This is a genomic window from Burkholderia sp. WSM2230, from assembly GCF_000472445.1.
Taxonomy (GTDB): domain Bacteria; phylum Pseudomonadota; class Gammaproteobacteria; order Burkholderiales; family Burkholderiaceae; genus Paraburkholderia.
Genome location: NZ_AXAJ01000004.1, coordinates 338985 through 361867 on the forward strand (window position 1 = coordinate 338985; position 22883 = coordinate 361867).

A 22883-nucleotide genomic window follows, 5' to 3' on the forward strand; every position below is an offset into this window, starting at 1 on the left:
TGTCGGGTGACGGCGGCACTGGTTTAGTGAAGCGCCGCCGCGCCCGGATGGTCTGTCGAGGGTTAGCCCTTCACTGCGCCGGCCGTCAGGCCGCGCACGAAATAGCGTCCAGCCACGATGTAGACGAGCAAGGTCGGCAGTGCGGCGATGATCGCACCGGCCATGTCCACGTTGTATTCCTTCACGCCGGTCGAAGTATTCACGAGGTTGTTCAGCGCCACCGTGATCGGCATTGAATCGACGCCGGAGAACACGATACCGAACAGGAAGTCATTCCAGATCTGCGTGAATTGCCAGATCAGGCACACCATGAAGATCGGCAGCGACACGGGTAGCAGAATCTTCGTGAAAATCGTGAAGAAACCCGCGCCGTCGATGCGCGCCGCCTTCACGAGTTCAGCCGGAACGCTCACGTAGAAGTTGCGGAAGAACATGGTCGTGAACGCAATACCGTAGATCACGTGTACCACCACCAGACCGGTCGTCGTGTTCGACAAACCGAGCGCGCCTTCGAAACGCGCCATCGGCAACAGGATCGCCTGGAACGGAATGAAGCAGCCGACGAGCAGCATCGTGAAGATCGGATCGGCGCCGCGGAAACGCCAGTGCGTCAGCACATAGCCGTTGAACGCACCGATGATCGACGAAATCAGCACCGCCGGAATCACCATGCGCACCGAGTTCATGAAGAACGGCTGCATGCCGTCGCAACGCACGCCCGTACACGCGCCGCTCCATGCCTTGATCCACGGATCGACAGTCCAATGTGAAGGCGGCGTAAGCAGGTTGCCGGTGCGCAGCTGGTCGATGTCCTTGAACGACGTGGACAGCATCACATAGAGCGGAAACAGGAAGTACAGGGCGAACAGAATCAGGGCCGCGTAAATGACGGCACGGCTGATCGTCATCTTAGGCTGCATTGCGGGTGCTCCTCGATTCCAGATACATGAGCGGCACGAGCACGGCCACGACGGTGGCGAGCATCATGATCGACGATGCCGCGCCGACGCCGAGCTGCCCGCGATTGAACGAAAACGTGTACATGAAAATGGCCGGCAGCGACGACGAAGTGCCAGGACCGCCCGCAGTCAATGCGACGACGAGGTCGAACGTCTTGATCGTGATATGGCAAAGAATCAGCAGCACCGAGAAGAACACCGGGCGCATGCTCGGAATCACAATCTTCCGGTAGATGGTGGGCAGGTTCGCGCCATCCATCTGCGCGGCCTTGAAAATTTCACTGTCCACACCGCGCAGGCCGGCGAGAAACAGCGCCATCACGAAGCCGGTGGATTGCCACACCGCCGCGATCACCACGCAGAAAATCGCTTTGTCAGGGTCGCCGAGCCAGCCAAACGAGAAGCTCGTCCAGCCCCAGTCGTGAAAGACTTTTTCGAGGCCGATGCTCGGCGTCATGATCCATTGCCACGCCGTGCCGGTCACGATGAACGACAGCGCCATCGGATAGAGAAACACTGCGCGCAGCGCGCCCTCGTTGCGGATCTGCTGATCGAGCAGGATCGCGAGAAAGAGACCGAGGCCGATACAGATGCCGATGAACGGAATGCCGAACCAGCCGAGGTTCGCAGCCGAGGTCCAGAATACGTCGTTATCGAACAGTTCGCGATAACGGTCGAAACCGACAAAATCATAGCGCGGCATGAGCCGCGAGTTGGACATCGACAGATAGCCGGTGATGGCGATGAAGCCATACACGAAGATCAGGCTGATCACGACGCTGGGTGCGAGCACCAGCTTCGGAATCCAGCGATCGGCAAGGGCCGCCATGGGCGACGTGCGGCGGGCGACGGTAGCCGTTTTCCCGTTTCCGCTGATAGAAGCAGTCACTACTCGACTCCTGCTGAAACTGTCAGGTGAAGCCGCGTGCATCGGATACGCGCAGTGCAAGCAACGCATCGCATTGCGCGAATTCACGCGATCAACGGCGCGAAGGGCGCGCCGATACACCGGCGCGCCCTTCGCAACTTCACTTACTTGGTCTTCGCTGCCTTCGCGAGCGCTGCAACCGCACTCTTCGAATCCTGCTGCGAGTTCATGAACTTCGTGACGACGTCGGAGATCGCGCCGGCTGCGGCATCCGGCTGAGCCATGCCGTGAGCGAGCGACGGCACATAGCCGCCCGACTTGATCGCGGTCTGCTCATCCGCGTACGACTTCTTCGCGCAGTCGTCGAACTTCGCCATCGACACGCCGAGACGCACCGGAATCGAGCCCTTGTACAGGCTGAACTGCTCCTGGAATTCCGGCGACATGATGGTCTTCGCGAGCGCGAGCTGGCCCGGCGTTGCAGCCTTCTGGCCCTTCTGCTGGAAGAACACGAACGAGTCGACGTTGAACGTGTACGACTTCTCGGTGCCCGGCACGGCGGCGCAGACGTAGTCCGCGCCCGACTTCTTGCCGGCGTTGGCGAATTCGCCCTTCGCCCAGTCGCCCATGAACTGCATGCCTGCCTTGCCGTTGATGACCATGGCGGTGGCGAGGTTCCAGTCACGGCCGGTGCGGCCCTGATCGAAGTAGCCCTGGATCTTACGGACCGTGTCGAACACGCCGACCATCTTGTCCGAAGTCAGCGTCTTTTCGTCCAGATCGACCAGCGCCTTCTTGTAGAAGTCCGCGCCTTGCGACAGCACGACGTCTTCCCACAGCGTCAGGTCTTGCCACGGCTGGCCGCCCATCGCGATCGGCTGGATACCCGCGGCCTTCATCTTGTCGGCGACCGCGAAGAATTCAGGCCACGTGGTCGGCACCTTGCCGCCCGCCTTGTCGAGCGCTGCCTTGTTGATGTACAGCCAGTTCACGCGATGCACCGAGAACGGCGCCGCGACGTAGTGGCCCTCCGCGTGCATGATCTTGTCGATTTCCGGCGGCAGGTTCTTCTTCCAGTCACCGGCGACGGAGTCGATCGGCACCAGCACGCCCTGCGAAGCCCAGTCCTGGATCAGCGGACCCTTGATCTGCGCGGCGCTCGGCGCGTTGCCCGAGATCACCTGCGTCTTGAGTGCCGTCATGGCAGCCGCGCCGGCGCCGCCCGCAACCGCGAAGTCCTTCCACGTGTAACCCTGCTTCGTCATGTCGTCCTTGAGGACGCCGACGGCTTTGGATTCACCGCCCGAGGTCCACCAGTGCAACACTTCGACCGACTCGGCAGCCTGCGCGGCCGAGACGCCACACATCAGACCTGCGGCGCACAGAGCGCCCATGATCGCGCGAAATTTCATTGCTTATCTCCTCCAGACACCTGAACAAAAAACAAATGGCCCCTGATGTCGCCAGGGTGCTGTGGTTGGTTCAAAACAGGCAAAACACTGGGCGATCGAGCACGGTCGGGCGCATGCGTGACGCATGTGCCGGCGGACCGATGTCCGGCCGCTGGAAGCTCAAGAGATGAGTGGTTCGGGATGCAACTGACTGTCTCCTCTTTTGATTTTTGCCCGCCCGCGTCGCGCGGCAGACTCGAGGTGCCTTGCACGTCAACCGAGGCAACCGGCTTGCCGGACCTGCCAGCTTTGCCACGCACTTGCGAGCTTCGCCAACGCGGCTTTGCTGCAACAACTGCCCGGTTGGCTCGCCGATGCCGGCATGCATTGTCCGTTAACATGCAGGGGGCGCCTGCCGATTCGCGAAAACGCGCAACCTGCCTGCCAGCGCACGCTTTTTTCATCGAATTAGCGCTACCTCTTGATTTGGATTGTAGTTAAACTACAATTCAGTGTCAAAAAATATTTTATCGGACTACGGTCGCCTTTCCGCAAGCAGTCAGCGGTCAGCGCGGCGGCCTCAGGACATCGACGGAGACTCATGCAAACCGATTCGAGCTTCACCTTCGTTCTCTTCGGCGGAACCGGCGATCTGTCGATGCGCAAGATTCTCCCCGCCCTGTTTGAAGCACACCGTGCGGGCGGCATGCTGGCCGACAGCGGCAAGATCGTCGCGGTAGCGCGCCACGTGGGAGATCGTGGCGAATACCTTCAGTGGGTGAACGAGCACGTCAAGCCGCATGTGTCGAAGAACGGTGTCGACGAAACCGCATGGGCGAGCTTTCTCGAACGCATCCAGTTCGTGAAGATCGACCTCGGCAATCCGGAAGACTTCGTGCTGCTGCGCGATGCGGTAGAGTCGCTGCCCGGCATCCGCGTGTTTTATCTGGCCACCGGTCCGTCGCTGTTCGTGCCGATCTGCCGCGCGCTCGCATCGGTTGGACTCAACGAAAACGCGCGCATCGTGCTCGAGAAGCCGCTCGGCTATGATCTCAAGTCGTCCAATGCAATCAACGACGCGGTCGGCGAAATCTTCGCGGAAGAGCAGATCTACCGTATCGATCACTACCTCGGCAAAGAGCCCGTGCAGAACCTCTTGGCGCTGCGCTTCGGCAATGCGCTGTTCGAGCCGCTGTGGCGCCGCGAGTGGGTCGAGAGCATTCAGATCACCATCGCGGAAGAACTCGGTGTCGAAGCGCGCGGCGATTTCTACGACAATACCGGCGCGCTGCGCGACATGGTGCAGAACCATTTGCTGCAACTGCTTTCGATCGTCGCCATGGAGCCGCCCCACTCGATGGACTCCGACTCGGTGCGCGACGAGAAACTGCGCGTGCTGCGAGCATTAAAGCCCATCAATCCGCTCGACATCGGCAAAGTTGCGGTGCGCGGCCAGTATCATTCGGGCGTGATTCGCGGCAACTCGGTGCCCGCCTATGCGACGGAACCTGGCGTGAAGCAGAACAGCACGACGGAAACCTTCGTCGCGCTGAAGGTGGAGATAGAAAACTGGCGCTGGGCCGGCGTGCCGTTTTTCCTGCGCACCGGCAAACGGCTTGCCGATCGCGTCGCGGAAATCGTGGTGAATTTCCGTTCGGTGCCGCATTCGGCATTGGGCGCCTCGGCGTTGCGCGCGGGCGCGAATCGTCTCGTGATCCGTTTGCAGCCGAACGAGACAATCCGGCTTTACTGTCTCGCGAAGCAGCCGGGTGAGGGCATGAATCTCGCAAGCGTTCACCTCGATCTCGCGTTCGACCAGTTCTTCCGCGAAGGGCAGATGGAAGCGTATCAACGTCTTCTGCTCGACGTGATCAACGGTCGTCTCGCGCTCTTTGTGCGACGCGACGAACAGGAAGCCGCATGGCGCTGGGTCGAACCGATCCTGAACGAATGGAAGGCTTCGAACCGGCCGCCCAAGCCGTATGCGGCGGGCACGTGGGGTCCCGCGGCCGCAAGCGCAATGCTCGCGCAGCACGGCACCTGCTGGCTCGAAGAAGAGAATTGATTCGCGGCGGTCTTGCGCCGCGCTAACAAAAAAGCAGCACGGAGGAGAAGTGATCGAGCTTCACGCTTTCGACGATCAACGCGCACAATCCGACGCGTTGGCGAAGGCAGTCGGCGACGCGTTACATGCATCGCTGGCCGCACAGGCGGCAACGTCGGACGCCGGTATTGCCGGCGCGTCCACAGCCGGTACCGCAACCGCCGGCGCGCGCCCGGCCCTGCTCGCCGTGTCCGGCGGCAGCAGTCCGCGCCCGTTCCTGCAGACGCTGTCCACGCAAACTTTCGACTGGCCGCGCATTGCCGTGACGCTGGTCGACGACCGCTGGGTGCCCGAGACGGATAGCGCGAGCAACGCGCAACTGGTGCACGCCACGCTGTTGCAGAACGCTGCGCAGAACGCGACGTTCTGGCCGCTCGTCGACACGACGCAGGATCTGCATTCGCATGTCGCCGCGCTCAACGTAGACCCGCGTTTTGCGAACGTGCCCGACGTCGCGATTCTCGGCATGGGTGAAGACGGCCACACGGCGTCGATTTTCGCCGACGCACCCGAATGGGACCACGCCATCACGACTGCCGAGCGCTTCGTCGCCGTGCATCCCGGCAGCGCGCCGCATGCGCGCGTGAGCTGGTCGCTTTCTGCGCTGAAGGAAGTGAAGCACCTGTTTTTGCTGATCGCAGGACCGCGCAAGATGGACGTGCTGAACGCCGCCGCGTCTTCGCTACAAAAAAATGCCATCTCGCAGTTGGCAAACGACAAGGGAGTGAGACTCGATGTCTACTGGTGTGCAAACTAAGGCTGTTCCGGGCGCGGGCCAGCACGCCGATGGACCGAGGCTCCTCGCCGACATCGGCGGCACGAACGCGCGCTTCGCGCTCGAGACCGGGCCGGGCGAGATCGGCTCGGTGCAGGTCTATCCATGCGCGGACTACCCCGGTGTCGCCGAAGTTATCAAGAAGTACCTGAAGGACATGAAGATTGGCCGCGTGAATCACGCGGCGATTGCGATTGCGAACCCGGTCGACGGCGATCAGGTCAGCATGACGAATCACGACTGGACCTTTTCGATCGAAGCCACGCGCCGCGCGCTCGGCTTCGACACGCTGCTGGTCGTAAACGACTTCACCGCGCTTGCCATGGCCCTGCCCGGCCTCACCGACACGCAACGCGTGCAGGTCGGCGGCGGCACCCGCCGCCCGAACAGCGTGATCGGCCTGCTCGGTCCGGGCACCGGCATGGGCGTATCTGGCCTCATTCCCGCCGACGACCGCTGGATCGCACTCGGCAGCGAAGGCGGCCACGCCACCTTCGCGCCGGCCGACGAGCGCGAGGACATCGTGCTGCAGTACGCGCGCAAGAAGTGGTCGCACGTGTCGTTCGAACGCGTGGCCGCGGGCCCCGGCATAGAAGTGATCTACCGCGCGCTCGCGGGCCGCGACAAGAAGCGCGTGGCCGCGACCGTCGACACGCGTGAAATCGTCAAGCGCGCGCTGGATGGCGAGCCGCTCGCGGCCGAATCCGTCGACGTGTTCTGCGGCATTCTCGGCACCTTCGCGGGCAACATCGCGGTGACGCTGGGCGCGCTCGGCGGCATTTATATCGGCGGCGGCGTCGTGCCGCGGCTCGGCGAATTCTTCGCGCGCTCGTCGTTTCGCAAGCGCTTCGAGGCGAAGGGCCGCTTCGAGGCGTATTTGCAGAACGTGCCGACCTACGTGATTACTGCGGAATATCCGGCTTTTCTGGGCGTATCCGCGATACTCGCCGAGCAGTTGTCGAATCGCGCGGGCGGCAGTTCGTCGGCGGTATTCGAGCGGATCCGTCAGATGCGCGACGCATTGACGCCGGCCGAGCGCCGCGTCGCGGATCTCGCGCTGAATCATCCGCGCTCGATTATCAACGACCCGATTGTCGACATCGCACGCAAGGCCGACGTGAGTCAGCCGACCGTGATCCGCTTCTGCCGTTCGCTCGGTTGCCAGGGGCTGTCGGATTTCAAGTTGAAGCTCGCCACCGGTTTGACCGGCACGATTCCGGTCAGCCATAGCCAGGTGCATCTTGGCGACACGGCGACCGACTTCGGCGCGAAGGTGCTGGACAACACCGTGTCGGCGATCCTGCAGTTGCGCGAGCATCTGAACTTCGAACAGGTGGAGCGCGCAATCGATCTGCTGAACGGCGCGCGCCGCATCGAATTCTACGGTCTCGGCAATTCGAACATCGTCGCGCAGGACGCGCACTACAAGTTCTTCCGCTTCGGCATTCCGACCATTGCATACGGCGACCTCTACATGCAGGCCGCTTCGGCTGCGTTGCTCGGCAAAGGCGACGTGATCGTCGCGGTGTCGAAGTCCGGCCGCGCGCCCGAACTGCTGCGCGTGCTGGACGTCGCGATGCAGGCCGGAGCTAAGGTGATCGCAATCACGTCGAGCAATACGCCTTTGGCCAAGCGCGCGACGGTCGCGCTGGAGACGGATCACATCGAAATTCGCGAGTCGCAGCTTTCGATGATCTCGCGCATTCTGCATCTGGTCATGATCGACATTCTCGCGGTCGGCGTGGCAATTCGCCGCGCGGTGCCGAGCGCGGACGTCGCGGAAACGGTGGCCAAAGCACGTCAAGGCGCCGACGACGACGCGACCGCCGTGCTCGACTGGCTCAGTCACGGCGCGGCTTCATCGGCGCGCGACTAAGTCTGCTGGAAGCCTGCTCGAAGTTGGCACGAAGGCCACGCTGCGGCGTGGCCTTTTGCATTGCATGGAATGCGGCAGAAACCTTGTCGCCTGTAGAAGCGATAATAGAAACCCCATCGCTTACGGCCACGCACACCGATGATAATCCGCCCGCATCTCCATTGGTTCCGCATGCTGCTCGCCTGGCGAGGCTCTGTCCTTCCGCAGTTGCTGCCACGGCTCGGCCTCATTTTCGCCATTTCGGTGATCGCGGTCGCGGCGCACGATCATCTGTTGCCGATTTCGCTGAACCTGAACACGACCGCGCCGTTCTCGCTGGTCGGCATCGCGCTCGCGGTGTTTCTCGGCTTTCGCAATAACGCGAGCTACGACCGCTGGTGGGAAGCGCGCAAGCTGTGGGGCCAGTTGCTGAACGACTCGCGTTCGCTGACGCGGCAGGCGCTCACCTTGCGAACGCGGCAGTTGCCGAAAGAAGACCTGATCGAGTTCTGCGCGGCGCTCGGCGCGCTCGCGCATGCGCTGCGCCATCAGCTTCGCAGAACAGATCCGCGCGAAGACCTGGCTGCGCGTCTGCCGCCAGCACTGTTCGAACGCGTGATGGCGTCGCGCTTTAAGCCGGCTACGTTGATGCTGTTTCTCGGCGAATGGGTGCAGCGCCAGGCGCAGGCCGGCGCGATCGATCCCATGGCGGTGCTCGCCTTCGACCGCAATCTGAATGCGTTGTCGGATGTAATCGGCGGATGCGAGCGCATTGCGTCCACGCCGCTGCCGTTTGCGTACTCGGTGATGATTCACCGCACCGTGTACTTCTTTTGCGCGTCGCTGCCGTTTGGGCTCGTGGACAGCATCGGCATTTTCACGCCGGTGTTCGCGGTGTTCGTTGCGTACACGTTCATGGCGCACGAAGCGATCGCGTCGCAAATCGAAGAGCCGTTCGGCACCGACGACAACGACCTCGCGCTCAACACGATGTCCATGATTATCGAAGACGCAATGCGCGATCTGCGCGGCGAGCCGGCGCTTGCGCTGCCCGGTCCGCAGCCCGAGAGCTATGCGCTCACGTGAACGTGAACGCCTGCATCGGGCATGGCGTCTCGCCGGCTGCGGATCAAGCGTCTAGTGGTTGCCGGCCGTTTCCGACAGGCGCTTGAGCGTTGCGATCCGCGTACCGATGATGTCGATGCGGCCGCGCTCGTCGACGAGCGGCGTGGCCGCATTCAGATAGGCTGTCCACGCCTTTTGCGCTCGCGTCAGCGTGGGACGCGAGTGCACCGGCATTTTCGCCCGCAGACGGCGGTAGTAGCGGTTCATGTCGAACATCGCGTGTTCGCAGCGTGCGTCGGCGCTGCAGGCGCGCAGACGTTTGCCGCCCGGAGGGTCGCCGGCGCTCGCGTCGGCCACCGCGCTGCGCAGCACGAGCGCGCGGTCGCGCACCGGCTGGAGTTGCATGTCGGCTGCGGCCAGCACATACATGGTGCCGCGCGTGGTGGCGAACACCGCCGCGAGCAGTTGCGTGTCGGCATCGCGCGAAGCCTGCCAGCTTGCCTGACTCTTCTGCCATTGCTGGCGCCGTGCCGGCGGCAACTTCGGCTGCAACTGCTGCCATGCGTTGTCGAGCGCGGACTTCCAGCCTATGCGCGCCGTCTCCATGCACTGCACCTGCCCCGCCGTCGACGACATATCGCTGCGCGCCAGACACGTGCGCATGGCCGCGTCGATCGGATCGGCGGCGGCGACTTCGGCGCGCGCCGCGAGCGGCGCGGCGCCGAACACGAGCGCGCATGTCAAGGCGAGCGCGAGAGACCTCGTCAGCCGCATTGTCAGACGCGCACGCAATCGACGAAATACTCGATGCGCCCGTTGATCATTTCGCCGACGAGCCCGTGTATGTCCGTGTGGAAACCCGGGAAACGCTCGTTGAACTCGCGCGCGAAGCGCAGGTAGTTCACGATGGTCTTGTTGAAGCGCTCGCCCGGAATCAGCAACGGGATGCCCGGCGGATACGGCGTCAACAGAATCGACGTGACGCGGCCTTCCAGCTCGTCGATAGGCACGCGGTCGATCTCGCGATGCGCGAGCTTCGCGAATGCGTCCGACGGCTTCATCGCCGGTTCCATGCTCGACAGGTACATCTCGGTCGTGAGACGCGCAATGTCGTTTGCGCGGTAGACGCTGTGAATCTGCTGGCACAGATCGCGCAAGCCCACTCGCTCATACGTCGGATGCAGCGCGACGAAGTCCGGCAGCACGCGCCACAGCGGCTGGTTGTTGTCGTAGTCGTCCTTGAACTGCTGAAGCTCGGTCACCATCGAGTTCCAGCGGCCCTTCGTGATGCCGATCGTGAACATGATGAAGAACGAGTACAGCCCGGTCTTTTCGACGATGATGCCGTGCTCCGCCAGATACTTCGTGACGATCGCGGCCGGAATGCCGGTTTCGCCGAAGTCGCCGTTCATGTCCAGGCCCGGCGTGACGATGGTCGCCTTGATCGGGTCGAGCATGTTGAAACCCTCGGCGAGCGGGCCGAACCCGTGCCACGAATCGTCCGGGCGCAGCATCCAGTCTTCGCGTGAGCCAATGCCTTCTTCGGCGAACTGCTCGGGGCCCCAGACCTTGAAGAACCAGTCGTCGCCGTATTCTTCGTCGACCTTGGTCATCGCGCGGCGGAAGTCGAGCGCTTCGGCAATCGACTCTTCGACGAGTGCCGTGCCGCCGGGCGCTTCCATCATGGCCGCGGCTACGTCGCACGAGGCGATGATCGCGTATTGCGGGCTCGTCGACGTATGCATCAGATACGCCTCATTGAAGCGATGCTTGTCGAAGCGGCTGTTCTTCGAGTCCTGCACGACGATTTGCGAAGCCTGCGAAATACCGGCGAGCAGCTTGTGAGTCGAGTGCGTCGCGTAAATCATCGCGCCAATGCGCGGTCGGCCCGCGCCGATTGCGTGCATGTCCTGATAGAACTCGTGAAACTCCGCGTGCGGCAACCAGGCTTCGTCGAAATGGAGCGTGTCGAGCCACTCGCCCAGCATCTCCTTGATCATCTCGACGTTGTAGATCACACCGTCGTACGTGCTTTGCGTGATGGTCAGAATGCGCGGCTTGAGGTTTGGGTTCTTCGCGAGCGCCTCGCGCGCGAACGGATTCGCCGCGATCTTCTTGCGGATGTTCTCCGGCTCGAATTCCGAGCGCGGAATCGGACCGATGATGCCGAAGTTGTTGCGCGTCGGCGTGAGGAATACGGGAATCGCGCCCGTCATCGTGATCGCGTGAAGGATCGACTTGTGACAGTTGCGGTCCACCAGCACGATATCGCCCGGCGCGACCGTGCCGTGCCAGACGATCTTGTTCGACGTGGACGTGCCGTTGGTCACGAAGAACACGTGGTCCGCGCTGAAAATGCGCGCGGCGTTGCGCTCCGAGGCCGCAACCGGCCCGGTGTGGTCAAGCAGTTGCCCGAGTTCGTCCACGGCATTGCAGACGTCGGCGCGCAGCATGTTCTCGCCGAAGAACTGGTGGAACATCTGGCCGAGCGGGCTCTTCAAAAACGCGACGCCGCCCGAATGACCCGGGCAGTGCCACGAGTACGAACCTTCGTCCGCGTACTTCACAAGCTCCTTGAAGAACGGCGGCGACAGCGAGTCGAGATACACCTTCGTCTCGCGGATGATGTGGCGGGCGACGAACTCCGGCGTGTCCTCGAACATGTGGATGAAGCCGTGCAGCTCACGCAGGATGTCGTTCGGCAGGTGGCGCGAGGTGCGCGTTTCGCCGTACAGGAAGATCGGAATGTCCGCGTTGCGGCGGCGCACTTCGGTCACGAACGCGCGCAGCGCGACGATCGCGGCCGCGAGCTCCGGCGTCTCGCCTTCCACCACGACGTTTTCGACGTACGGCAGCAGTTCGTCGTCGTCGATGGAAAGAATGAAGCACGACGCGCGGCTCGACTGCTGCGCAAACGAAGTCAGATCGCCGTAGCTCGTCAACCCGAGCACTTCCGCGCCTTCTTTCTCGATTGCTTCGGCCAAAGCCCGGATGCCGGAACCCGAGATGTTCTCGGAGCGGAAATCTTCGTCGATGATGACGACGGGAAAACGGAACTTCATGGGCGATTCTCCAAAAAGAACGACCGCTGCATTCTGAAAATTGCAGCGGTCACCCGAATAGCTGGTGGGTCAATGCGCTGCCGACGTCACGTCTTCGGCAACGTGACGCCGTGCTGACCTTGATATTTGCCGCCGCGATCCGCGTACGACGTTTCACAAATCTCGTCGCTTTCGAAAAACAGCACCTGCGCGACGCCTTCGTTCGCGTAGATTTTGGCAGGCAAAGGTGTCGTATTCGAGAATTCGAGCGTGACGTGCCCTTCCCATTCCGGCTCGAACGGCGTGACGTTCACGATGATGCCGCAGCGCGCGTAAGTCGACTTGCCGAGGCACACGGTGAGCACCGAGCGCGGAATGCGGAAATACTCGACCGTGCGGGCGAGCGCGAACGAATTAGGTGGGATGATGCAAACGTCGCCCTTGAAGTCCACGAACGATTTTTCGTCGAAGTTTTTCGGGTCGACAATCGTGGAGTTGATGTTCGTGAAGATCTTGAATTCGTCGGCGCAGCGAATGTCGTAGCCGTAGCTCGACGTGCCGTAGCTGACAATCTTCCGGCCGTCTTCGGAGAGGCGAACCTGATCGGGCACGAACGGCTCGATCATGTTGTGCGACTCGGCCATGCGCCGGATCCACTTGTCGGATTTGATGGTCATAGGTGAACGCTGCTCGACGTAATAACAGATGTGTGACGGATAACCGACGGGTAACTGAATGATCGCAGCGCGGTAAGCGCCGGGCACCCGGGGCCGGGCTCGCGCGCCTCGCGCCCTCAGGCGCCGAGGACGGCGCGCCGCACGAAAGGCGCTTATTTTACGCGATCGCGAAGACGCTGCCGTAGATACGGGCCGCGAGCGGGTTGTCTTGCGAGAACCCGCGCAACGGCAAAGTCCGCGGCGCTTGCGCTCATTGCCGGATCAGTCCGCAAGCGAGCGCCGCACCGGCGCCGTGCTGCGGATACGCGTAGGGGTCGGTTGCGTCGTGATGCAGCAGAACGGCGCGCTGCAGGACCGAACGGATACCGTCGAGCGAAACGTCCGGTGCCACGATGAAGCCGCTTGCCACGCCATTGGCGTCCGCATGAATGTTGCCGAGGTCGCCCTCCACCCGGGCGCCTGCTTTCAGACGCTCGGCGGCCGGCGAGAACACCTGGCCGGCGCTTGAGCCGTCGGTGGCATTGCAGTCGCCGCGCTCGTGGACTTGCAGCGCGTGATCGCTATTGGGCGGCAAGCCCGCAAGATTGTAGGTGACCTGCACCCCGTCCGAGCGCTCGATGAACGTAACGAGGCCGCGCGCCTGATTGCCCACGGTGGGCAGCAACTGCGCGTCGGCACGCTTTTCCTGTGGTCTCAGGAAGGCGCTGCAGCCGCATAACAGCACACTGCTGGCAGTCAGGACGATGAACGCATGCACCGCCTGCCCGTCGATTCGTTTTCCCATGCGATCCTCTTGCCGGCCTGGCGGCCGCCCCTGCGGCCGCCGAGCCGAACCTGTGAAGTCGACATGATACCGCGAGACCTGGCGAAAACAGACGCTTCGGCCCGCCCGCCGCGCCTTGGCGGGCCGCCCGAGCGCGCCGCCCAGCCGGTTGGCACGATGCGTCAGGTGTTCTGCACGACGATGTTGGGGAACTTCGAGCTCATGTCGCGCGCCCGCTCGGCGATATGCACCGCCACCTTTCGCGCGATCGTGCGATAGATCTCCGCGATACGCCCTTGCGGATCGGCCACCACCGTCGGCCGGCCGGAGTCGGCCTGCTCGCGGATCGCAATGTCGAGCGGCAGGCTGCCGAGCAGGTCGACACCATACTCCTTGCCCATCCGCTCGCCGCCGCCCGCGCCGAAAATATGCTCTTCGTGCCCGCAATTCGAGCAGATGTGCATGGCCATATTTTCGACGATGCCGAGAATCGGAATGCCCACTTTCTCGAACATTTTCAGGCCCTTGCGCGCGTCGAGGAGCGCAATGTCCTGCGGCGTGGTGACGATCACGGCGCCCGTCACGGGCACCCGTTGCGAGAGGGTCAACTGGATGTCGCCGGTGCCCGGCGGCATATCGACGATCAGGTAGTCGAGATCGCGCCAGTTGGTCTGCCGCAGCAGTTGTTCGAGCGCGGACGTGGCCATCGGCCCGCGCCACACCATCGGGTTGTCCTGCTCGATCAGAAAGCCGATGGAGTTGGCCTGCAGACCGTGACCCGTCATCGGATTCATGGTCTTTTCGTCCGGCGACTCCGGGCGTCCCTCGATGCCGAGCATCAGCGGCAGCGACGGGCCGTAAATGTCCGCGTCGAGTATGCCGACCGACGCGCCCTCGCTAGCCAGCGCGAGCGCAAGATTGACGGCAGTCGTGCTCTTGCCGACGCCGCCCTTGCCCGACGCTACCGCCACGATGTTTTTAACGTTCGGCAAAAGTTTCACGCCGCGCTGCACCGTATGCGCCGCGATTTCCTGCGACACCTGCACGCGGGTCTGCGCCACGCCCGGCACGGCCCGCAGCGTGTCGTCGAACTGTTTGCGGATCGCGTCGAACTGGCGCATGGCCGGATAGCCGAGTACCACTGCGACGCTAACCGTGTCACCCTCTACGGCGACGCTCTTCAGGTTTCTGGCAGCGGCATACGGCCGGCCAGTGTTAGGGTCAGTGACGGCTGCGAGCGCAGCGTCGACCAATGCCCGATCGATACTCATTGACACTCCGAGGGGAACACCCGCGGCGCGGCAGGATCGAAATCTCGGCCACGCGCCGGAATTTGCAAGAAATTGTTAGGCAGCATTGCGAAAACCAGGCGTGCCAGGCACCCTTCGGGCAGGCGGACCGCCGTGGGGCCGCATCGCTGCGCGCCAGCCTTCATTGTAGTGGCTAGGGTGAAGCGGTGCCGGAAGACCCTTCTTCACTGTCGGACCGGGACGATGAAGGCCCTTGGGTTGGCCAGGCTCCGCCGCTGTTTTTACAGCTTGATGGGCACAGTAATTTTGTTGCCGTGACGTTCGCCGCCACGGCTTGACGTTGCGCAATGCTTCACCTGCGCGCTTTATGCGCGTCATTCGCTTCAATCAAGAGGAATCAAAAATGAATGCAAAAATCATGACTCGCCTGGCCGTTTTCGCCGTTGCAGGTTCCGTGCTGGCCGGCTGCGCTAGCCAACAGGGTACGAACACGGCCGTCGGCACGGGCGTAGGCGCCGGCACCGGCGCGGCACTGGGCGCGATTTTCGGCGGCGGCAAGGGCGCGGCAATCGGCGCCGGCGTCGGCGCTGCGGTGGGCGGCATCACCGGCTACAACTGGCAGGCGATCCACAACAAGCTGTCGGGCGCGACCAAGGGCACCGGCACGCAGATCACCGAGCAGCCGGACGGCTCGCTCAAGCTGAACATTCCGAGCTCCGTCACGTTCGACACGAACAGCTACGCGATCAAGCCGTCGTTCGCGCCGGTGCTCGATCAGCTGACGCAGACGCTGCAGCAGAATCCGGAAGTGATCGCGCAAGTGGTCGGCCACACGGACAGCACCGGCCAGCCGGCCTATAACCAGACGCTGTCGGTCAATCGCGCGCAAAGCGTGGTGAGCTTCCTCGAGCAACGCGGCGTTGCGGCGCAACGCCTGTCGGCGCAGGGCATGGGCCAGAACCAGCCGATCGCCGACAACAACACGGAAGCCGGCCGCGCCGCCAACCGTCGCGTCGAGATCTATCTGCGCGCCACCGCTCAGCACGCTACGCAGTAAGAACAGCGCGCGACAGCGCGGAGGAAAACGGCGGGGCGCGCGCAGCGCCCCGCTCGGCTCATGGCAGTGTGAAGGCGCGGTTTATCGCGCCGAGGCCGCCTTGCGCCGGCCAGACAGCTTCGCAGCACCTCTGCGGATCGACTCGCGAGACACCGCGAAACATGCGCCGTGGGAAATCTCGCACGAGGACGAAAAAAATTTCGAACTCTCGCGAAAATCCGCTGTCTCTCTTTACGGTACGTGGCTGGCGAAGCCGCCGCGTCACCATTCTCCTCTTGTCGTTGTTGCTCCGGGGTTAATCGCCCCGGTTTTTTTTGGGCGCTCGCTTTTCGTGCCGCCCGGTGCCGCCCGGCAAAGCCCAACCCCGCGCGGGCCCGCGCCCGGCGGGCGTCCGCCCTGCTAGAATCGACCTTTCGTCCCACCGCAGGCTCCCACCATCCTTATGTCAGCACCCGCAACCGATCTCACCGCAGGCGCGCCGTCGGGCCGCCGCCAGATTCTCGTCACGTCGGCCCTTCCGTATGCGAATGGGCAAATCCATATTGGCCATCTGGTCGAATATATCCAGACGGATATCTGGGTCCGCGCGCTGCGAATGCACGGGCACGAGGTCTACTACGTGGGCGCCGACGACACGCACGGCACGCCGGTCATGCTGCGCGCGGAAAAGGAAGGACTGACGCCGAGACAATTGATCGAGCGCGTCTGGCAGGAGCACAAGCGCGACTTCGACAGCTTCGGCATTTCGTTCGACAACTATTATTCGACCGATTCCGAAGAGAACCGCGTGCTGAGCGAGAGCGTGTATCTCGCGCTGAATGAAGCGGGCCTCATCGACGCGCGCGACATCGAACAGGCATACGACCCGGTCAAGGAAATGTTCCTGCCGGACCGCTTCATCAAGGGCGAATGCCCGAAATGCGGCGCGAAAGACCAGTACGGCGACAGTTGCGAAGTATGCGGTTCGACCTATCAGCCGACCGAACTCGTCAATCCGTATTCGGTCGTGTCGGGTGCCACGCCGATTCGCAAGACCTCGACGCATTACTTCTTCCGCCTCTCGGACCCGCGTTGCGAAAACTTCCTGCGCGCGTGGGTCGGCGGCCTCGCGCAGCCGGAAGCGACCAACAAGATGCGGGAATGGCTCGGCGACGCGGGCGAAGCCAAGCTCGCCGACTGGGATATCTCGCGCGACGCGCCTTACTTCGGCTTCGAGATTCCGGGCGCGCCGGGCAAGTATTTCTACGTGTGGCTGGACGCGCCGGTCGGCTACTACGCGAGCTTCAAGAATCTTGCAGAAAAGCGCGGTCTCGACTTCGACGCATGGGTTCGCAAAGGCTCGACGGCCGAGCAGTATCACTTCATCGGCAAAGACATTCTGTATTTCCACACGCTGTTCTGGCCGGCGATGCTCGAATTTTCGGGCCACCGCACGCCGACCAACGTGTTCGCGCACGGCTTTCTGACCGTGGACGGCGCGAAGATGTCCAAATCGCGCGGCACCTTTATCACGGCGCAAAGCGTGATCGACACCGGGCTGAATCCGGAATGGCTGCGCTACTACTTCGCCGCCAAGCTGAACAGCACAATGGAAGACCTCGACCTGAACCTCGACGACTTCCAGGCGCGCGTGAACAGCGATCTGGTCGGCAAATACGTGAATATCGCGAGCCGCGCCGCGGGCTTCCTGATCAAGCGCTTCGACGGCCGCGTGCAGGACAGCGCGATGCAGCATCCGCTGCTCGCAACGCTGCGCGCCGCCGTTCCGCAAATCGCCGCGAACTACGAGGCGCGCGAGTATAACCGCGCGCTGCGTCAGACCATGGAACTGGCCGACGCGGTCAACGCGTACGTCGATACGGCCAAGCCGTGGGACCAGGCGAAGGACCCGGCCAACGCCGTCGCGCTGCACGAAACCTGCAGCGTGAGCATCGAGGCGTTCCGGCTGCTCTCGCTCGCGCTCAAGCCCGTGCTGCCGAAGCTGGCGGAAGCGGTCGAAGCGTTCCTCGGCATCGAGCCGCTGCGATGGGCCGACGCCAACCTGCCGCTCAGCTCGGCGCGCCCGATCAACGCCTACAAGCACCTGATGACGCGCGTCGATCCGAAACAGATCGAAGCGCTGCTCGCGGCCAATCGCGAGTCGCTGCAAGCCACGCCGGAAACGGCGGCACCCGCGGCGGACGCAAACGCGAAATCGAAAGCCGCAAAAGCCGCGAAAGCGACCGTTGCCGAAAAGGACGAAACGCCCGGCGTCATTTCGATCGACGACTTCGCGAAGATCGATCTGCGCGTCGCGAAAATCGTCGACTGCAAGGCGGTGGAAGGCTCGGACAAGCTGCTGCAACTCACGCTGGACGTCGGCGAAGAAAAAACGCGCAACGTGTTCTCCGGCATCAAGTCCGCATATCAGCCGGAGCAGCTGATCGGCAAACTCACGGTGATGGTCGCAAACCTCGCGCCGCGCAAGATGAAGTTCGGTCTGTCGGAAGGCATGGTGCTGGCGGCGTCGGCAGCGGACGAGAAAGCCGAGCCGGGCCTGTACGTGCTGGAGCCGCACAGTGGCGCGAAGCCCGGTATGCGCGTGAAGTAAGCCCACAGGCAGGGCGCCGCGGCGGATTCGCGGCCTGTTTTAGCGCGGCGCTCTCACGGCGCGGCGCTCTGCGCTTCGCTCTGCACCGCGCCCAACGGCACGCCCTGAAAAAGCGTGCCGTTTCTCATACCGCAACCGTCACCACTTGATCCGGTCATAACGCCGCGTGTAGAGCAGCGTGACGCCGTCGAAGGTGCCTCCGTAAGCCGCCACCGACCAGTAGCGCGTCAGATTGACGGTCGCCTTGATCGCATTGCTCGCGGACTGCAGGCCTTGCTCATAGCCGATCACGAGCCATTCGTTGATCGCCTTCGACACCATCACAACCTGCGGATCGGTCAGCCCGACTTCGCTGCGGCCAATCGAAAACTCGTCGAGACCAAAGGTCTGCGCAATCCGCTTGCCGCTCGCGCTGCCGAGCAACGCAAGCGCCGTCGTCATGGTGCTCTGCTGGCCGAGGTTGTTGCCTTGATCCGTGCCGTGGCCGAACAGCAGCCATGAGAGCTTTTCGTTGTCCGGCACGTTCGGCTCGGACACGAGCTTCGCCACCGGGAAGTTGACCGTGCCCGTCACCTGCACGCCCGCTTCGACCTGTTGATTGCGGCGCATCGCCAGAATGTTGATGCCCGGATTCGCCACCGGCCCGTTGAACGTGAAAAAGCCGTTCTCGATGTTCAGCTTGCGGCCAAACGCGGTGTAGGTCGAGCCCGGTGTCACGCGGACGTTGCCGACCGCGCGCAGCGGCAGGTTCGGCGCGCTCATCGCCGTGATGGTGCCGGTCAGGCGGAGATCGGCGCCTTGCCCGCGGAAGCGGAAGCTGTCGCCGAGATTGATGTCGATGTTCGCGCGCGGCGCAAACGGACCGATCGGCTTGTTGCTGCCGGGCACCGGCCGCGGGCGCTCGCCGGCCACGGTGCCGTCCGGGCGCACCACGACGACGTCGTCGCCGAGCTTGGGCGCCGACTGCTCCGGCATGTCGAAGAGCGCATGATCGACCACGAACTTGCCGTTGATCGCCATGCCGCCCTGCGCACCCGCGTTCGCGACCGTCGCGCTGCCGGTCAGCGACAGGTTGCGATCAGGCGCGGCAAAAAGCTCCAGCTTGTCCGCGACGATGCTCGCGGTGAGATCCGGCTCCGCCCCGTCCAGGCGCACGCGGCCGGTGGCGCGCAAGGTGCCGCTCGCGCCGTGGAACTCGACCTGCTGGAAGTCCACGAGGTTCTTCGACAGCGCGATGCGCACCACGCCGTCCTTCAACTGCACGCCCTGATCGACGAGCGTGGCCGAAAGCTCGTCGCCGAGCAGCGAGCCGGTCAGATTGGGACGCGCGACAGTGCCGCCGAGCGCGAGCTTGAGCGCGAGATGGCCGTCGAGCAGATAACTCGGCCCGAACAGCCCGCCGGTCGTTTTCAGCGACGGCACATTGGCGCTCACATTGCCGGTGAGCGCGCTCTCCTCGTCGACGGTCAGGAAGCCGTCGCGCGCGACGAGCAGCGTGTGGGCGTCGGCGTCGATCACGCCGATGCGGCTCGCCTGCGCATGCAATGTCGTGTTCAGCCGATTGCCGCCATTGAAGTCGGCACGCGCTGCAATGTCGGTAATGCCGAGCGACGCCAGCCCGCGGCCGATTTCGACGGTGACGTCGCCGCTGCGGCGCTTCAACTGGATATGGCCGCTCGCGCTGCTGCCGAGCGCGAAGTCCCAGTCGCCGTCGAAGATCAGGTCGGTCCGAACCGCCGGCGGCACGCCCGTGATCTCGCGCCGCAGATCCTGGAGACGCGCGAGCGAAATGCCGGTCAAGCTGCCTGCCGACTGAACCCGGCCGTGGTCGAACGCGAACGATTTGAGGCTCAGCACCGCGCCCTCGAGCGTGAGCCTTGTCGCGCCGAGCGTCAGACGGCGCGGCCCGGCGCTCACGGCGAGCGGCGAGTCGAGGTTCAGTGCCGGTGTGCCGCGGTTTTGCAGACGCGTTACCGTGCCGTCCCAGCGCGTGCCGTCGCGCGCCTCGGTGAGCTTGCCGTTGGCCGCGAGCGTCAGATCGAGCGGCCGCTCCTGCAGCTTGCCAGTGGCGGCCGCTTCGAGCGAATGATTGGCGCGCGTGCCGCTGAGCCGCGCGGTGAGCGTGGCGAGATCGACGCCGCCAGCGCTTACGTTGCGCGCGTCGGTGGTGAAAACGAGCGCACCGTTCGCGCCGTCGCGCAGTTCGGCGTGGCCTTCCGCATGGCCAATTCTGTTGCTGCTCATTACGACGCTGTCGGCCTTGTAGTTCAGCACCACGTTTGGATGGTCGAACGAGCCGGTCAGATCGCCGTCGGCGGCAATGAGGCCAGCGAGGCCGAAGCCGAGGCGCTCGAGCGCGGGGGCGTCGATATGAAAGCGCAAGCGGTCGCCGCGTGCGCCGAAGCTGCCCTGCAAGTCCACCTGGTTGCCCGCCACCGAGAGGTTCGCGCGGCTCGGCAGAATTCGCGAGCCCGCCAGTTGCACGGTGCCGCCGCCCGTCAGCGGCAGGCCGTCGTAGACGCTCGGGCCGAGTTTGAATTCGGCCTTCGTGGTGAACACCGGAGCAAGCATGCCAGTGGCGGACAACGTGCCGTTGACCTTCGCCTCGATCTTGCGCGCGGGCGGCGCGGCGCGTTTGGGCGCCGGCGTCTTGCGCTGCATGACCTCCGCTTTGACGACGGCCTTGCCGGTGTTTCTGACTGCCGCCGCCGCTTTGTCGGCGGGGGCCGCGCTCCTGGCTCCGGCCGTGCTGCCCGCTTGCGCAGCGGCCTCGGCGGCGAGCTTGCTGTTCGCGGCGCTCTGCGGCGCGGCGGCCCCTTTGACCGGCGTGCGCGACGGCATTTGCGAGGTCAACGTCAACGGGTCGAAGTCGGTCAGTTGCGCCTTCAGGTTGTAGCTGGAATTCGCGTCGTGCTTGAGCGCGCCGGACAGCTCGATGCTGCCCTTGCCCGACGTGATGCGCACGTCGTTGAAGCTGAGCCGCGCCGGATCCATGGTCAGCTTGCCTTGCGCGCGCAACGCGGCTCTCGGGTCGGCAAGATCGAGCGTGACGCTCTGGATATCGTCATTCAGACGAATCGCGATGGGCCCGGAAAGCTGCGTCGGACGCACCGCCGCCTGGAGCGCATTGAGGTCGAGCCCGGCCACCTGCAGATCGAACTGCCCGCGCTTGCCGGTCAGCGTGCCGCCGCCTGTCAGCGTGGCGCTTTTCACCAGCCGGACGGCGAGATTCGAGATGCGCTGCGCCTCGGCGTCGAGGCGCACATCGGCGTTGGCGTCGATGAGCGGCAGCAGCTTCTGATCGATCGCGCCGGGGCGCGCGTTGACGATCGAGATGTGGCCGGCCACTGCGAACGGGCTGGGAGTCTTGCCGGAGTTGCCAGAGTTGCCGGGGTGGGCGGGGCTTGCTGGCGCCGCCGCGCTTGCGTGCTGAGTGATGGAGCTTGCCGGATGCGCCGGGGTGCGGCGCTCGGCCGCGCCAACCTCCTGCCCCACCGGCTGCAACTCCGCCCTCACGGCCAGATCGGCGAGCGGGGCGCCCGGCGCGAATGCCTGCGGATTGACGTGATCGAAAGTCAGCGTGGCACGTTTGAGCGGCACCTCGGCGAACGGCGTCGCCTCGACGCGCGCATGCCCGGCAAGCTTCATCCCGCTTGCGTCGAGTTCGGCCAACAGATTCTCGAGCGACCCGCTCAGATGCCCGCCCACCTGCACGGCTTCGTCGCGCACCTTGCCCGAATAACCGACGTCGCCCGTCAGCGGGAACGGCTTCGCGCCGTCCAGCTTCGCGGACGCCCTCACTGCGCCGAACGGCGTATCCAGCTGCTCAATCGCGGCCTCGTGATGACGCCCGTCGCTGCGTCCATGAAACGCGAAGTGCGCAAACTCGCTGATCGAAGTGCCCTGACGCAGCAACAGCCTGTCCACCTGGACGTCGCGAATCTCGAGCTGCATCGGCAAACGCAGGTCTTGCGGCAGCGTGAGCGGCTCGTTGCTGCGCGGCGACGACGAGCCGATGCGCGCATCGACGGTACCTACATGCAGATAATCGACCGTGAAACGCCACGGTTCGCGCGTGAGCCCCCAGCGGCCCGACACGCGGTCGACCTGGATGTCGGTGCCGCTGCCGTCGAGCGCGCGCCAGCGCACTGCCCGCAGCCGCACGCCGTTTGCCAGCGAGCCGCCTTCCAGTGTGCCGCTCAGCTTGCCGTCCAGCAGCTTGACCGCCGCCTGCCACGCGTATGCGGTGCCGCGCTCGGTGGTGAGCGCGCCGTAGAGCAAGCCGAGCGCCAGCGCGAGCAGCAGGACCAGCACGACCACCGTCCAGCCGAGCGTTTTCAGCAGCAGGCGGCCCGCGCCGCGGCGCCTTGGCGGCGGCGAACCCGGCGGCCCGGCTTGCTGGCCGCCGGGCGGCTCGTTCCCCGGCGGCGGCGCGGGAGGTTGGGCGGAAACGTCCGTGGTCATGCGCAGTTTCGGTAAAAGGAGGTT

At 64.0% G+C, this 22883-nt stretch carries 15 protein-coding genes; 6 read left to right on the forward strand and 9 right to left on the reverse strand.

What is annotated here, in order from left to right:
- Positions 1–62 precede the first annotated feature (62 nt).
- The 3 genes from A3AC_RS0111685 to A3AC_RS0111695 all read right to left on the reverse strand — a co-directional run bounded on the left by A3AC_RS0111685 (position 63) and on the right by A3AC_RS0111695 (position 3239).
- Positions 63–920: a carbohydrate ABC transporter permease gene (locus A3AC_RS0111685; RefSeq protein WP_013587500.1), complete on the reverse strand. Its 858-nt coding sequence runs from the start codon at positions 918–920 to the stop codon at positions 63–65.
- Positions 910–1848 (reverse strand): carbohydrate ABC transporter permease, encoded by a 939-nt coding sequence (locus A3AC_RS0111690; RefSeq protein ID WP_025599024.1) that lies wholly within the window; start codon positions 1846–1848, stop codon positions 910–912. Before A3AC_RS0111690 ends, A3AC_RS0111685 begins: the two co-directional genes overlap by 11 nt.
- A 143-nt stretch (positions 1849–1991) precedes the next feature.
- Complete coding sequence (locus A3AC_RS0111695) at positions 1992–3239, reverse strand: ABC transporter substrate-binding protein (RefSeq protein WP_025599025.1); 1248 nt, start codon at positions 3237–3239, stop codon at positions 1992–1994.
- 580 nt (positions 3240–3819) lie between these two features.
- Between A3AC_RS0111695 and zwf the strand changes: the two genes are divergently transcribed.
- The 4 genes from zwf to A3AC_RS0111715 all read left to right on the forward strand — a co-directional run bounded on the left by zwf (position 3820) and on the right by A3AC_RS0111715 (position 9038).
- On the forward strand, positions 3820–5283 hold the full coding sequence (gene zwf, locus A3AC_RS0111700; RefSeq protein WP_025599026.1) for a glucose-6-phosphate dehydrogenase: 1464 nt from the start codon (positions 3820–3822) through the stop codon (positions 5281–5283).
- Positions 5284–5332: 49 nt separating this feature from the next.
- A complete protein-coding gene (gene pgl, locus A3AC_RS0111705) occupies positions 5333–6079 on the forward strand; it encodes a 6-phosphogluconolactonase (protein ID WP_025599028.1) in 747 nt (248 codons plus the stop codon).
- Positions 6057–7973 carry a bifunctional transcriptional regulator/glucokinase gene (locus A3AC_RS0111710; RefSeq protein WP_025599029.1) on the forward strand — a complete coding sequence of 639 codons (1917 nt, stop codon included), beginning with the start codon at positions 6057–6059 and terminating at the stop codon, positions 7971–7973. Before pgl ends, A3AC_RS0111710 begins: the two co-directional genes overlap by 23 nt.
- Positions 7974–8111: 138 nt before the next feature.
- Positions 8112–9038, forward strand: a complete 927-nt coding sequence (locus A3AC_RS0111715; protein WP_025599031.1) for a bestrophin family protein — start codon at positions 8112–8114, stop codon at positions 9036–9038.
- 51 nt (positions 9039–9089) lie between these two features.
- On the opposite strand, the gene A3AC_RS0111720 is transcribed toward A3AC_RS0111715, so the two are convergent.
- The 5 genes from A3AC_RS0111720 to apbC form a co-directional block, all read right to left on the reverse strand.
- Positions 9090–9791: a lysozyme inhibitor LprI family protein gene (locus A3AC_RS0111720; protein ID WP_025599032.1), complete on the reverse strand. Its 702-nt coding sequence runs from the start codon at positions 9789–9791 to the stop codon at positions 9090–9092.
- A 2-nt stretch (positions 9792–9793) separates the two neighbouring features.
- Positions 9794–12079: an arginine/lysine/ornithine decarboxylase gene (locus A3AC_RS0111725; RefSeq protein WP_025599033.1), complete on the reverse strand. Its 2286-nt coding sequence runs from the start codon at positions 12077–12079 to the stop codon at positions 9794–9796.
- 86 nt (positions 12080–12165) lie between these two features.
- Entirely contained in the window at positions 12166–12735 is a 570-nt protein-coding gene (gene dcd / locus A3AC_RS0111730; RefSeq protein ID WP_025599035.1) for a dCTP deaminase, read from the reverse strand.
- Positions 12736–12985: 250 nt separating this feature from the next.
- The gene (locus tag A3AC_RS0111735; protein WP_025599037.1) at positions 12986–13519 is read right to left on the reverse strand and encodes a superoxide dismutase family protein; all 534 of its coding nucleotides are present in this window, start codon (positions 13517–13519) and stop codon (positions 12986–12988) included.
- 161 nt (positions 13520–13680) lie between these two features.
- The gene (gene apbC / locus A3AC_RS0111740; RefSeq protein WP_025599038.1) at positions 13681–14769 is read right to left on the reverse strand and encodes an iron-sulfur cluster carrier protein ApbC; all 1089 of its coding nucleotides are present in this window, start codon (positions 14767–14769) and stop codon (positions 13681–13683) included.
- A 382-nt stretch (positions 14770–15151) separates the two neighbouring features.
- On the opposite strand from apbC, the gene A3AC_RS0111745 reads away from it, so the two are divergent.
- Positions 15152–15805, forward strand: a complete 654-nt coding sequence (locus A3AC_RS0111745; RefSeq protein ID WP_025599039.1) for an OmpA family protein — start codon at positions 15152–15154, stop codon at positions 15803–15805.
- A 442-nt stretch (positions 15806–16247) separates the two neighbouring features.
- A complete protein-coding gene (metG, locus tag A3AC_RS0111750) occupies positions 16248–18395 on the forward strand; it encodes a methionine--tRNA ligase (protein ID WP_025599041.1) in 2148 nt (715 codons plus the stop codon).
- Positions 18396–18533: 138 nt separating this feature from the next.
- Here the strand turns inward: metG and A3AC_RS0111755 are convergent, their stop codons facing one another.
- A complete protein-coding gene (locus A3AC_RS0111755) occupies positions 18534–22859 on the reverse strand; it encodes a translocation/assembly module TamB domain-containing protein (RefSeq protein ID WP_025599042.1) in 4326 nt (1441 codons plus the stop codon).
- Positions 22860–22883 lie beyond the last annotated feature (24 nt).